The organism is Sorangium aterium (assembly GCF_028368935.1).
Classification (GTDB): domain Bacteria; phylum Myxococcota_A; class Polyangia; order Polyangiales; family Polyangiaceae; genus Sorangium; species Sorangium atrum.
On sequence record NZ_JAQNDK010000001.1, the window covers coordinates 3,633,058 to 3,645,627 of the forward strand.

Consider the following 12,570-nt stretch of genomic DNA (forward strand, 5'->3'; position numbering starts at 1 on the left):
CCCAATGGGTCCTTCTACGACGACACGGAGGAGCACCGCCGCCTGGTGGAAGCCGCAAACCGAGGACGAGCGGAGTACCCAACGTGGAAAGCGATGATCCGCCGCCTGGGGGATCGATACGGCCTTCAGAACGAGTCGCTCCACCTGTTGGCGGGAGGGGGCGACCCGGCGTACTCGGCCCGCATCTGGCTCACCGACGAAACAGCGCTCAGCTTCCACGTGTCCCTGCTCGGGCCATACTACGGGATCCACCTTCCCGGCATCCCCGAGGAGGAGCCGGTGGCGCGCGAGATCGCTCGGGAGATCGAGGCCACCTACCCCGGTTACCGACCGATCCCGGCGGAGCTCGGGAACGAGGTGGTGCCGGATGTGGCGATGGACACGGTGTTGATGGGCGAGGCGACGATCTACATGTGCCTCTTCTCGGTCGTGTGGACTTGGGTGGATCCGGAATAGACCTTCCCTGGCGTCCGCCGTCCACGTGGTCGGGCTCGTGCCGCGCCGCCGGCGAGGAGCTCGAGGCGAGCTCCGCGGCTTCGGCCCGCTGCGGCGCGGGCGCTGGGGTCGATGCGCACGTCGGCGAGCTCGAGAGCTATGGTCGTCCACCTGGTGGAGCTCGGCCATGTCGCGGCGGACGCCGGCGACCTCGCGATCGCGCGAACGTACACGGCGCCCGAGCAGATAGCGGGGCCGCGGCGTCGAGGAGCACCGCGGCGGGTTCCGCACCTTCCGGCGGACTGAAGGGAGCGGTTTATGAGAGGATGGGCTGTCCGATGAAAAGAAGAGCGTGGTCTCCCGGGTGCGGCGCGGTGGCAGTCTCCTTTAGCTCGGATCCCTGGGATTGGGCGTGGGTCGCCGTGGCACTGCTCGTGCTCGTCGGCATGGGCGCCGCGGTCGTCCTCGGCATCCGGCGCCGTCGCTGACATGGTAGAGCGGCTGTACCCCGCAAGGGGGGCGCTGCTCGCTTGGGCCGGCGAGGAGATCGAAGCGAGCTCGATGGCGCCCCCTCCGGGGGGGCGCGACTCCGTGGAGGTCGAGGCGCACGTTGGCCAGCAGCTTGCCGACAAAGTGTGGGATGGGTTCAGATACGGGCCGTCCTCCCGTGAAGTGATGCGGCTATTCAGGAAACCGAAACGTCTCGTGACGCTCGCCGCTCGGCCCTGTCGTCATCGTGCCATCGTGGTGCCAGCTGGTGCCGCCCGAGCCCGGCTGTCCGATCTCGAAGGTGACGCCCTCGAGCGTGAGCTGATCCTCGTCGAGGTAAGCGACGCCGATCGAGTCGCCGCCGCGCCCCGGTCCGCGCCATAGCCGCCAGGCCCTCCCTGGCCGCCACGGCCATCCATGCAGGCCTGAAAGACGTCCACTTGTGCGGCGCCCGGTGCGCCTCTGCCGCCTCTGCCGCCCTCCTGGGGCAACCCGCCGTCGCCGCCTGGGCCGCCGTCACCCGTCGTGCTCGTGCTGTCGCGCACGGTCAAGCGGCCGTGAAGCGCGACGAGGCCGATCGCCGGCTGTCCATTCGCTCCCCCGCGGCCCCCTCGGCCACCACAACCGCCGGCGCCGCCCGAGCCTCCTCCCGCGCCTCCCTTGGAGGCGACGCCGCACATGGCGAGCCCGCCCCGACGACCGCCGCCGCCGCCGCCTGGCCCGGCGTGCCCCGGCTCCCCTCGGCCCCCCTGTCACCCTCCCATCCTGTCTCGGTGAGGCGTCCGATGCCCTCGCCGGGCGCTCCCTGCGTTCCCGGAGCCCCGGGGCCCCCGTCGGACCCGGCGTAGCACCGGACATTGTCCTGCTCCGCGGTACCCCCGATGCCCGAGGGCGACGGTTTTCGTGCTCGGGCAACGATTTCGTGGTGACGAACCGTCGCGATCCGTCGCATTTGCCCCGCTGGGTGAAATTGTGAATGCTCACAGCAGCGCGCACCTCGCTAGCCGAGCGGCAGGCTGGTCGATCGAAGTTGACATCGGACATGTGAACGCTCACACTGTCGACCGGTCGTTATGCTTTTGCTTCGCTCCGGATGGGCCGTCGTGCACATCCAGCAGACGGTCATGAAGTAGAGATCGGTCATGTTGCTCGCGGCTGGGATCGCGGTCCTGGCCAGCGGGACCGTGGCTGTAGCAACGATCCGAGCGGCGGTGGGACCCCGGTGCAACCGGCAGCGGCGGGAACCCCGGAAGCGACCCGACGTATCTCGCCCAGCAGCAGGGCTCTCCGGGGGGCTGCACCATGAACATTCTGGTTGTGTTGTACGGCAACACCAGCTGCTCGATGATGGGGTGGCCACTGCTCGTGCGCATCATTGTCCTGTCGGAGCCTGCAGGCTGTGGCGTGAAGGCGGCCCGTTCGATGCATGAATAGGTTTGATACAGCATCATTTTTCCAGGGGTGAGGCGGATCGAATAACGTTCTATATGCCGACCAACGTGCAGAATGGCTGTACGATGGGACGGCCGCGACGAGGGGCTTGATTTCCGCGTTTGGATCTCCTGGCCCCCGTCATCTCGTCCATCTCACTCCAGCTTTTCGAGCGTGCTCGCCTGCTGAGCGCGGCCGGCGCGGCCCGCTGGTCGCAGGCGATTTTCGACGAATTTCGCGCGCCTGGCGCGCCGGGCGATCGCGCCCGTCAAGGACTCGGCCCGATGTCGGCGTCGAGTCACCATCGTGACTCCGCATCTGAGCTTATCGCACCTTCGTGAGGATCAGGTCCGCTCGCGATGCACAATCGGCTTGACGGACCTGCCAGCCCGGAACAATAGATACCCTCATCGTGCTGCCCGGCGCGCGCGAATAAACTTATCCACTCTGCGCGCATTTCGAGAATCATCCGCAGCGGCAATGGCCAGCACGGCGGTCCGCTCGGGAGCCTTGAGCGCGCGGCGAGCGACCTCGACCTGCGCAAGGGCAGCGTTGAGCAGTGAGAAGATTCCAGTTTTACTTACTTAAATTGACGAGGAGGACAAGATGAGATTCGGAACCAAGCAGAGCTTGCTTGCGGCGGCGACGGGCATCCTCGCCGTGTCGTGCGTCATCGGCCCCGAGGGGGCGTACGACGCCGAGATCGAGGAGGCAGGCTCACTCGAGGGCGCCATCACGATCGATACGAGCACGGTCTACACGATCGTCGGCGTCCAGAGTGGAAAATGCGTGCAGGTCGCTGGAGGCAGCACCGCTGATGGAGCGGCCATGCAGATCGCCAGCTGCAACGGCTCGACGCGGCAACAGTTCCGCATGGAATCGGCAGGCGGCGGCTACTATCGCATCCGCAACGTCAACAGCAACCGTTGCATGGACGTCGCGGGCGCCTCCACCAGCGACGGTGCGGCCATCCAGCAATATTCCTGCTGGACCGGGACAAATCAGCAGTGGTCGTTCACGGACGTCGCCAGCGGCGTCGTGCGCCTCACCGCGCGCCACAGCGGCAAGTCCCTGGACGTTTACGGCCGCGGCACCGCGGACGGCACCGCTGTGATTCAATGGGCGTCGAACGGCGGCACCAATCAGCAATTCCGACTCACGCCCGTGGGCTCGGGAACCGGCGGCACCGGAGCCACCGGTGGCTCCGGCGTCACCAGCGGCTCCGGTGGAAGCGGCGGCTCCGGCGGATCCGGCGGCACCGGCGGCACCGGCGGCACCGGTGGAAGCGGCGGCTCCGGTGGCGGCGGCGGCTCCCCCGGCACGCGCAGCGCCGGCTGCGGCATTCCCACCTCGCTCACCAGCGGTAACCGCACCATCAACGTCAACGGCACCACGCGCCAGTACGTGCTCGACATTCCGGCGAACTACGACCCGAACAAGGCGTATCGGCTGGTGTTCGGCTGGCACTGGCGCGGCGGATCGGCCAACGACGTCGTGAACAACGGGTACTATGGGCTCAAGGCGCTGGCGAACGGCAGCGCCATCTTCGTCTCGCCGAACGGCATCGACAACGGCTGGGCCAACACGGGCGGGCGCGACGTCGCCTTCGCCCGCGCGATGGTCGACTCCCTCAAGGCCAACCTGTGCGTCGACACGAGCCGCGTCTTCGCGACCGGGTGGAGCTTCGGGGGGATGATGTCGAACGCGCTCGGCTGTGATATGCCCGACGTCTTCCGGGCCATCGCGCCGATGTCTGGCGCCCTCTACAGCGGCTGCAACCAATCCAACACCCAGCCCGTCGCCGTCTGGATGTCGCACGGCCTGTCCGACAGCGTCGTCCCCATCTCGGCCGGAAGGGCGGCGCTCGACGTCTTCGTGCGCAAGAACGGCTGCAGCACCGAGACGAGCCCCGTGGGCTCCAACTCGTGCGTCGCCTACCAAGGATGCCGGGAGGGATACCCCGTGCACCGCTGCGAGTTTCCCGGTGACCACCAGACACCGAGCTTCGCGAGCTCGGCCATCTGGAGCTTCTTCACGCAATTCTGACCTCGCGCCCCGCCGACGCGGCGGCTCGGACAGCGGCAGACACGCTCGCCCGAGCCGCCGCCAGGGAAGAGGGAACCGTAGCCGCCCAGCATGGCCTTGAGTCCCGCGCCGAAGCCGGGGCGTTCGAGCGGCGCGGGCCCCGCGGGCGGGCTCTGCGCGGGCGCGTTGGTTCTGCCGGCGCGCCCCCTCGACGCTCACGAGGGCCACACCATGTTCACGACGATGCTTCCCAGCTCGACCGACGCCGCCCGAGTCCACCGGTTCGGCGGCCCCGAGGTCATCACCATCGAACAGGTGCCGGTCCCGCTGCCCGGCCCGGGCGAGGTGCTGGTCCGCGTCGCGGCGGCCGGGGTCGGGCCGTGGGACGCCTGGATTCGTGCCGGCAAGAGCGTGCTGCCCCAGCCGTTGCCGCTGACGCTCGGCTCGGACCTCGCCGGTGCCGTGGTCGCGGTCGGCCCCGAGGTGACTGGCCTCGCGCCGGGCGCAGCGGTCTTTGGCGCCGCCAACAGGCGCTTCACCGGCGCGCAGGCGGGCTATACCGTGGCGCAGGCGTGCAGGCTGACGCGCAAGCCTCTCCGGTTCGACGACGTGCAGGCCGCCTCCGTGCCGGTCATCGCCGTCACGGCGTGGCAGGCGCTGTTCGATCAGGCCCAGCTCGAGGCCGGACAGACCGTGCTGGTGCACGGCGCGGCCGGCAGCGTCGGCGCGTACGCGGTGCAGCTCGCGCGCCGGGCCCGCGCCCGTGTGATCGCGACGGCCTCGGCCAAAGATCGCGACTTTGTCCGCAGCCTCGGTGCGGACAAAGTCGTGGACTACCGGAGCGAGCGCTTCGAGGATGCCGCCAAGGACGTCGATGCCGTCATCGACCTCGTGGGCGGCGACACGCAGGCGCGGTCCTTCGCCGTGCTCAGGCCACGTGGCACCCTGGTCTCGGCGGTGTCGCCCCCTGATCAGGAAGAGGCCGCCCGCCGCGGCGTGCGGGCAAGCTTCTTTCTCGTCGACGTCACGACGGCGCACCTCGACCGCATCGCCGCCCTGCTCGACGCGGGCGAGCTCTCGGTCGACATCGGCGCCGTGCTGCCGCTCGACGAGGTCCGCGGCGCGCACGAGATGCTCGACGGCATCCGCCCCCGCCCGCGTGGCAAGATCGTCCTGGCCATGGCGCCTGCTCGCTGAGGTCCCGCTCGGCGCCCACGTCGGCGAGGGCGGCAGCGTCGCCCCGGGCCAGCGCCTTGCAGGGCGCGCCGCGCGGAGCCTCGCGCACCCATCGCGGCCGCCGTCCCGCGGCGATCGACGCGCGGGCAGGCCGCTTCACGGCGACGTGGCGATACCCTAGCCTGGCCGTGGATCTCCGCCGCGCCGCGAGCGCCCCAAGGAAAGAAGGACCATGGCCGTCACCTCTGGCTTCGACCTCACGAGCGAACGCTTCTTCGCCGATCCATTCCCGACGCTCGATCGGCTCCGCACCGAGGCGCCGGTCTATTTCTTCGAGCCGTTGCAGTGCATCATCATCACCGCTCCTGCCGATATCGAGGGGCTCGTGAAGGACCCGAGCTTCACCGCGCGGCGGGCGACGGCGCTCCTCGGCGGCCTCGGCATGCTCGGCGAGGACGAGCTCTCGAGAAAAATGTTCGACTCCCTGTCGCGGCTCGCTTTCTTTCAGGACCCGCCGCGCCACACGAAGCTTCGACAGCTCATCATGAAAGGGTTCTCGCCGTCGGCCGTCGAGTGGATGCGCCCACGGGTCGTGGGGCTCGTGCAGCGCGCCGTCGAGGAGGCGCGGCGCGACGGCGAGATGGACGTCGTCTCGGCGTTCTCCGAGGCGGTCGCGCTCAACACGCTCGCCGAGATGTTCGTGATACCGGAGTCCGATCGGCCGCAGTTCATGAGATGGTCGACGGACCTCCTGAAGCTCGCAGGCGGCGGGGTCAGCTCGGAGGAGCAGAAGCGGGCGGTGAAGCAGAGCTGCTGCGACATGGTCGACTACATGATGCGGCTCGTCGAGGAGCGCCGGAAGGCGCCGGGCGAAGACGTCGCGAGCCGGTTCATCGAGGCAGAGGACGGAGACACCGAGCTTGCGGGCGAGGCGGCCATGCAATGCTTCCAGATGGTCGCCGCGGGATTCGTGACCTCCGTGAACCAGATCGCGAACACCGTGCTCGCGCTCCTCGACCACCCTGCCGAGCTCGCGAAGCTCCGGGAAGCGCCAGGCCTCGTCCGCGGCGCGGTCGAGGAGAGCCTGCGCTTCGAGCCGTCCGTGCTCTCCCTCAGCCGCATGTGCGCCAGGAACACGGAGATCCGGGGCACCAGGGTCTCCGAGGGGCAGTTCGTCTTCGCGATGATCGCCGCGGCGAACCGCGATCCCGGGCTGTTCTCCGAGCCGGACCGCTTCGATATCACCCGGCAGCAGAGCCGGCACCTGACCTTCGGGAGCGGCGCTCATTACTGCCCGGGTGCCCCGCTCATCCGGATGGAAGTGGAGGAGTCGGTGCGCGCCCTGCTCTCGCTGCCGCGTTGGGAGCTCGCCGAACAGACGTTGAGCTACGCCGGCTCGAACCTGCAGGACCGCGGGCCGAGCTCGCTGCGCGTTCGCTTCCCCGCCGCCTGAAGCGGGCGGTCTCGGCCCATCACCACGATCACCGCGGGACCGAGCTGCGGCGCTGCCCGGCGCGGGCAGCCAGCTCGGGCCTCCCGCTGGACGATCCAAACCCCGTCCTCGGCTGGCCCGGCGTCACGATTGGCTTGCGGACGTTCTGACTTGAGCGCGGGTGCCGACGGAGGAGAGCACCCGCTCGAGCTCAATGGGATCGATTGGCTTCGTCATGTGCAGATCGAACCCCGCCTCCCGGGCGCGGCGGCGATCTTCCGCGTGGCCGTACCCGGTCTGAGCGATGAGGTAGGCCCGCGCCGTGGCGGGATCGGCGCGCAGCGCCCGCGCGAGGGCATACCCATCCATCCCCGGCAATCCGAGGTCGCAGAGCACCACGTCGGGCGCGAGCGTGCGCCCCATGGCGAGCCCCGCGGGGCCCGTGTACGCGACCTCGGCCTGATACCCGAGGAGGGCCAGCAATTGCTTGAGGATGTCCGCCATGTCGCGGTTGTCCTCGACCACGAGCACCCGGAGCGACTCCTCCCGCGACGCGGTCGCAGGCCGGACGGGCTCCGGTCGTCGGATGGAACGAACTGGCGCGGAGGAGAGCGGCAATCGGACGCGGAAGGTCGATCCGAGCCCTGGGCCCTCGCTGTGGGCCTCGACGGATCCGCCGTGCATCGCGATCAGGCTGTGCACGAGCGAGAGCCCGAGGCCGAGGCCGCCGCGCCGTCGATCAAGGCTGCTGTCGGCCTGACTGAAGGTCTCGAAGACGAGCGGGATCATCGATGGATCCATGCCGATCCCCGAATCCTCCACCACGATCACCGCGGTGTTCGTCGCCGGATCCGTCTCCAGGCAGGCGCCCACCCGGCCCCCCGCGTCCGTGAATTTGAGCGCATTGTGCAGGAGGTTGCCGATGACCTGCGCAAGGCGCGTGTGATCCCCGGAGACCCAGACCGGCTCGTCCGGGAGGGACACCAGAAGCTCGATGCCATTGCCCCGGAACGTCGGCGCATAATCGTCCGTGACCTGACGGACGATCCGCGCGAGATCACAGGGCTCCTTTCGCAGCTCGATCTTGCCCCGGGCGATACGCGACACGTCGAGCAGATCGTCGATCATCCGGGCCATGTGCGCCACCTGGCGCTCGATCATCTCGCGCGTCCGGACGGCCTCGGGCGCGTCGCCGCCGGTGATGTCGAGGACCTGAATGGCCGTGCGAATGGGCGCGAGCGGATTGCGCAATTCGTGGGCGAGCATCACCAGAAACTCGTCCTTGCGGCGATCGGCCGCCCGGAGGGCCTGCTCGCTCTCGAGCAGCGCCTGCTCGGCCTGCTTTCGTTCGGTCACCTCCTGCACCACGACGTTGATGCCGAGCATCGTGCCCGCCTCGTCGCGCACGGGGTGGACGCTGACCAGCCAATCGTGGTCCCCCTCGGGCCGCGCAACCCGGAGCTCGCGATCCGTCACCTCCTGCCCCGTCTCGAGGACACGCTCGCAGAGGTCTTTGAAAGGCGTGACCTCGGGGATGAACTCGCCGAGCGTGCGGCCGAGGTGCTCGGAGATGGGCCGACCGGTGATGCGCGCGAGCGTCTCGTTGACGCTCACGTACCGGAGATCCCGGTCGAGGAAGCAGAGGCCGACGGGGGCCGTCGAATACACGTTCTGCAGGAGCGCGAGGTGGCGCTGCGCGGCCTGCTCGCTCGCGCGCAAGCTCCTGCAGAGGCGATTGCGTTCGAGGACGGCTGCCACCTGCACGCTCAGCGTCTGCATGAGCGAGAGCTCGTCGGCGTCCATGTGCGAGCGTTTGCTGGTGGCGAAGGCCAGGGTCCCGAGCAGTCGGTCGTGCGAGATGAGCGGATATCCCGCATAGGCCTGCACGCCCGCCTTTTTCAGCTCCGACCCGCATTCCAGGGTCGAGCGCTGGAGATCGAAGGCGATGAGGGGCATCCGGGTCGCCGCCACGGTCCCGCACATGAACTGGCCGAACCTGATCGTCCGATATCGCTGCTCGTCCTCGGGCGAGATGCCCGCGGCCGACTCGAGGACGAGGGTATTCGGCTCGTCGCCGATCATGTAATTGAAGTAGAGCTCGACGCCGAGGTCGTTTGCCAGCTCCTCGAAGAGGGAACCGAGGAGAGCCGAAGGCTCGTCGCAAAGGACGAGCCGACTCGCGGCTTTTGCCAGGATCCGCAGGTGCGCGTGCCTGGCTCGCGCTTGCCCGGGCGTCTCGGCCGCAAGAACCAATTTCGGGTTGGGCGGCACGTGTACCCATCGGGCGGCACCGAGGGCTTCCTCGAGCCAACCCCCCTTTGCCTCCACCGTGCAGTGTACTGCGCGGCAGGCACGGCGCCATGGCGACGCTCGCCGAGTCCGAGCGCCCGCATTTCGCAGAATTTCCAGCGCCCGGTCGAGCAGACATCCTCGTCGACAACGAGCCCCGCGCGCGGCGTCTCAGCGGCTGGCCGCCGCCCAGCTGGCCAGCGGGTGCGCCTCGAACCAGCGCCGGGTGGCCGCGGCGCCGTTCTCGATCAGCGCGTCCATCTGGGCGGGGGTGATCTCGAAATCGGTGGTGGGGATGTTCGCGTTGTCGATGAAGACGGTCCTCTGGATGGCCGCGCTGTCGAGGTGCAGGAGGGTCGAGGTATCGAGGATGAACGAGGTAAGGGCCTTTACATAGCCCTCCAGGCCGTCGATGCGAGCTGGCAGAGGGCGCCAGCCGTCCTTTGCGGAGTCGATCTGCGCCTTCGTCCCCAGGCTGAAGCCGAGCGTGCCGGGGTTGACGCCGACCGCCTTGCCGAGCAGGCCCAGGATCGGCCGGCGGTGCGTGCCGTCGAAGAGGTCGATGGGGTAATTCCACGACACTCCGCCGTCCACGTAGAGATCGCCGCGGAAGGGGTAGGCCTCGAAGAAGAGAGGGATGCTCATCGACATGCGCACGGCCTGGTAGACGGGGACGTCCGCCTGCGCCTCGGCGGAGAAGACCTCGGCCACCTGCCTTGTGAGGTTGGTCGTCACGACGTAGAGCGCGCGCGCCCTGCCCGGGTGCTGCGCGGCGAGGGCCTGGAGGTCGCCGAAGGTGAGGTCGGGCTGGGCGCGCCCCGTGAGGACCCCGGTGAGCTCGGCGATCTGGGCGCGGAGCCAGGTCTCGAACGCCTTGCCCGGGTGAATGCCATAGCCGTTGAAGAGCCGGACCGTATCGCCGACGACCCAGCCGCTGCCGTCCATGAACGAGGTGAAGTCGGTCGAGCGCAGGATACGCCCCACCTGCTCCGCGCCGGCGCCCACGGCGAGGAGCGCCGCCGTGATCGCGCCGGCCGAGGTGCCCGCGACGCTGGTCACGGCGGCCAGCGCGCTCCGCTTCTCGAGCTCGGCGATGGCCCCCACGTACGCCATCCCTTTGACGCCACCGCCCTGAAACACGAGGTTTCTGATGGTCAAGACGCAGCCTCCCGCGAGCCATCGTATGCCGAAGACGGCGCGCTCGTGCAGGTTTATGGGCGCGATGCAGGGAGAGAGCACGCCAGCCGAGGCGCCTCCTGGCGGCGCGGGTAGGGCGTCGACGACCCGCTCCCACCCCGCCATAGGCGTTAAGCCTTCTCCTACATCCGAACGTTTACGTGGTCGTCATCGTGGTCGTAGTCGTGGTCGTAGTCGTAGTCGTAGTCGTAGTCGTGGTCGTGGTCGTGGTCGTAGTCGTGGTCGTGGTCGTGGTCGTTCACGGCCTACCGTTGACGACCACGACCACGACCACGACCACGACCACGTAAACGTTCACGTTCACGTTCACGTTCACGTTCACGTTCACGTTGGTGAACGACGGCCGAATGTTTCGGCTAACCGATGTTGCTCGGCCGGTACCAGTCAAAGTTGTTGTGGAACGGAAAGCTGTTGATCCCCAGGCTGATGCTGGCGTCGAGCGCGCGGACGTGGTGCCACCAGCCCACCGGGATGAAGAGCGCCTCGCCCGGCTCGAGCACGACGTCCTTCACGAGCACCGGGGCCATCGAGCCTTGCTCCGGGTCCCGATCGGCGTACATCGCGCGTGCGCCGTCGAACAGCGACGTCTCGAACGGCGCGATCATGCGGTAACGCTTCCTGCCGTACACCTGCCCGAACAGGATGTTGGACGTGTCGTAGTGGAGCGGCGTGACGGTCCCGGCAGGGCCGAGCCAGAGCGCCGAGGCGCCCAGGAGGCGCTGAACGGCGCAGTACCCGTCCGGGAGCACCACGTCGTCCAGCAGCGCGCCGAGCCTCGTCCGCTCGAGGACGCGGTTGTTGGCGACCATGTAGAAGTCGTTCGTCTCCTCGCGCGCGGCGCCGACGATGCGCGCGACGAAGTCGCGCAACGGCGTGCTCTCCGTGTGCCGCGCCGCGTGCATGTCGTAGTCGGGATCGCTCTGGCGTCCTGTCGTGACGTCGACCACGACATCGCCGAAGCGCTCGGAGAGGTAGGCCGGGGTCCACCGGCCGAAGGCGGGCCAGCGGGTCACGACGTCGGTCAGGATGACCGGGATGTTGCCGGCGACATAGACGTCGCGGAGCTCCTCGCCAGACACGCCGGAGCGCCGCGGAATTCCCGTCGGATCGCAGGCGGTCGACGCCATTCTCTGCTGGAGCCGCGCCAGCATCTCGTGCCGCCGCGCCGACCTGGCGAAGGGCCGAGCGGCGACGAAGATGGGCGAACGGACGATGGCAGAGAGCAACTCTCCGACCTGCGCGCTGCTGACGCCGGCCGCCTGGAGCTGCTCCGAGATCACCCCCTCGGACACGCCGCGCAGCAGGTTCTCCGTGGCCCAGCGCCACCACTCGGGCGCAACTTCCAGCTCGCGTTCCTGTTCGCCCATCTTCGACCTCACGATGTTGGGGAGCGCAACGGTGCGACGATCGAGCGCCTCACTTGCACGGGGGAGGAGGAGGCGGCATCGGCGGGATGATCTTCCCTCCTTCCCCGTCCGGCGGCGGCGGCGGCATCGGCGGGATGATCTCCCCCTCTTCCCCGTCCGGCGGCGGCGGCGGCATCGGCGGGATGATCTTCCCTCCTTCCCCGTCCGGCGGCGGCGGCGGCATCGGCGGGATGATCTCCCCCTCTTCCCCGTCCGGCGGCGGCGGCGGCATCGGCGGGATGATCTCCCCCTCTTCCCCGTCCGGCGGCGGCGGCGGCATCGGCGGGATGATCTCCCCCTCTTCCCCGTCCGGCGGCGGCGGCGGCATCGGCGGGATAATCTCACCGCCCTCGCAATCCGGAGGAGGCGGCATCGGCGGGATGATCTCCCCACCCTCCCCGTCCGGCGGCGGCGGCGGCATCGGCGGGATGATCTCCCCACCCTCCCCGTCCGGCGGCGGCGGCGGCATCGGCGGGATAATCTCGCCGCCCTCGCAATCCGGAGGCGGCGGCGGCATCGGCGGGATGATCTCGCCTTGATCGCCCGGGTCGTGTCCCCCGTCGACGCCCGGAGGACCACAGGCGACCACGAAGACGGCAGCAGCCGCCGCAGCCGCTCGAGACACCCGCTGCACCAGGGCCGCCGTCCGAGGCGGCGGCGTGGGCAACGGCGATAGCAAGGCTGCATCGT

Annotated in this window: 9 protein-coding genes and 1 pseudogene; 5 read left to right on the top strand and 5 right to left on the bottom strand. The window is 69.0% G+C overall.

What is annotated here, in order from left to right; all coding sequences use genetic code 11:
- Positions 1-93 precede the first annotated feature (93 nt).
- Both POL72_RS13415 and POL72_RS13420 read left to right on the top strand, forming a co-directional pair.
- Positions 94-456, top strand: a complete 363-nt coding sequence (locus POL72_RS13415) for a hypothetical protein (RefSeq protein ID WP_272095577.1) — start codon at positions 94-96, stop codon at positions 454-456.
- Between the two features lie 317 nt (positions 457-773).
- Positions 774-923 carry a hypothetical protein gene (locus POL72_RS13420; RefSeq protein WP_272095578.1) on the top strand — a complete coding sequence of 50 codons (150 nt, stop codon included), beginning with the start codon at positions 774-776 and terminating at the stop codon, positions 921-923.
- Between the two features lie 193 nt (positions 924-1,116).
- On the opposite strand, the pseudogene POL72_RS13425 reads toward POL72_RS13420, so the two are convergent.
- Positions 1,117-1,822: pseudogene (locus POL72_RS13425) on the bottom strand (hypothetical protein); the annotation flags it as partial.
- Positions 1,823-2,961: 1,139 nt separating this feature from the next.
- On the opposite strand from POL72_RS13425, the gene POL72_RS13430 reads away from it, so the two are divergent.
- The 3 genes from POL72_RS13430 to POL72_RS13440 all read left to right on the top strand — a co-directional run bounded on the left by POL72_RS13430 (position 2,962) and on the right by POL72_RS13440 (position 7,009).
- The gene (locus tag POL72_RS13430) at positions 2,962-4,401 is read left to right on the top strand and encodes an RICIN domain-containing protein (RefSeq protein ID WP_272095579.1); all 1,440 of its coding nucleotides are present in this window, start codon (positions 2,962-2,964) and stop codon (positions 4,399-4,401) included.
- 324 nt (positions 4,402-4,725) lie between these two features.
- Positions 4,726-5,577 carry an NADP-dependent oxidoreductase gene (locus POL72_RS13435; protein ID WP_272095580.1) on the top strand — a complete coding sequence of 284 codons (852 nt, stop codon included), beginning with the start codon at positions 4,726-4,728 and terminating at the stop codon, positions 5,575-5,577.
- A 211-nt stretch (positions 5,578-5,788) separates the two neighbouring features.
- Entirely contained in the window at positions 5,789-7,009 is a 1,221-nt protein-coding gene (locus POL72_RS13440) for a cytochrome P450 (protein WP_272095581.1), read from the top strand.
- Between the two features lie 123 nt (positions 7,010-7,132).
- On the opposite strand, the gene POL72_RS13445 is transcribed toward POL72_RS13440, so the two are convergent.
- From POL72_RS13445 to POL72_RS13460, 4 genes are all read right to left on the bottom strand, one after another.
- Positions 7,133-9,259: a hybrid sensor histidine kinase/response regulator gene (locus POL72_RS13445; protein WP_272095582.1), complete on the bottom strand. Its 2,127-nt coding sequence runs from the start codon at positions 9,257-9,259 to the stop codon at positions 7,133-7,135.
- Positions 9,260-9,448: 189 nt separating this feature from the next.
- Positions 9,449-10,435 (bottom strand): patatin-like phospholipase family protein, encoded by a 987-nt coding sequence (locus POL72_RS13450; RefSeq protein ID WP_272095583.1) that lies wholly within the window; start codon positions 10,433-10,435, stop codon positions 9,449-9,451.
- A 395-nt stretch (positions 10,436-10,830) separates the two neighbouring features.
- Positions 10,831-11,841, bottom strand: coding sequence for a cupin-like domain-containing protein (locus POL72_RS13455; RefSeq protein ID WP_272095584.1), 1,011 nt, complete (start codon positions 11,839-11,841; stop codon positions 10,831-10,833).
- Between the two features lie 49 nt (positions 11,842-11,890).
- Entirely contained in the window at positions 11,891-12,559 is a 669-nt protein-coding gene (locus POL72_RS13460; protein WP_272095585.1) for a hypothetical protein, read from the bottom strand.
- Positions 12,560-12,570 lie beyond the last annotated feature (11 nt).

Excerpts from the sequence above, each read along its gene's own strand:
- POL72_RS13415 (WP_272095577.1), top strand. The coding sequence starts at position 94 with ATGATCCGCCGCCTGGGGGATCGATACGGCCTTCAGAACGAGTCGCTC.
- POL72_RS13420 (WP_272095578.1), top strand. The coding sequence starts at position 774 with ATGAAAAGAAGAGCGTGGTCTCCCGGGTGCGGCGCGGTGGCAGTCTCC.
- POL72_RS13430 (WP_272095579.1), top strand. The coding sequence starts at position 2,962 with ATGAGATTCGGAACCAAGCAGAGCTTGCTTGCGGCGGCGACGGGCATC.
- POL72_RS13440 (WP_272095581.1), top strand. The coding sequence starts at position 5,789 with ATGGCCGTCACCTCTGGCTTCGACCTCACGAGCGAACGCTTCTTCGCC.
- POL72_RS13455 (WP_272095584.1), bottom strand. The coding sequence starts at position 11,841 with ATGGGCGAACAGGAACGCGAGCTGGAAGTTGCGCCCGAGTGGTGGCGC.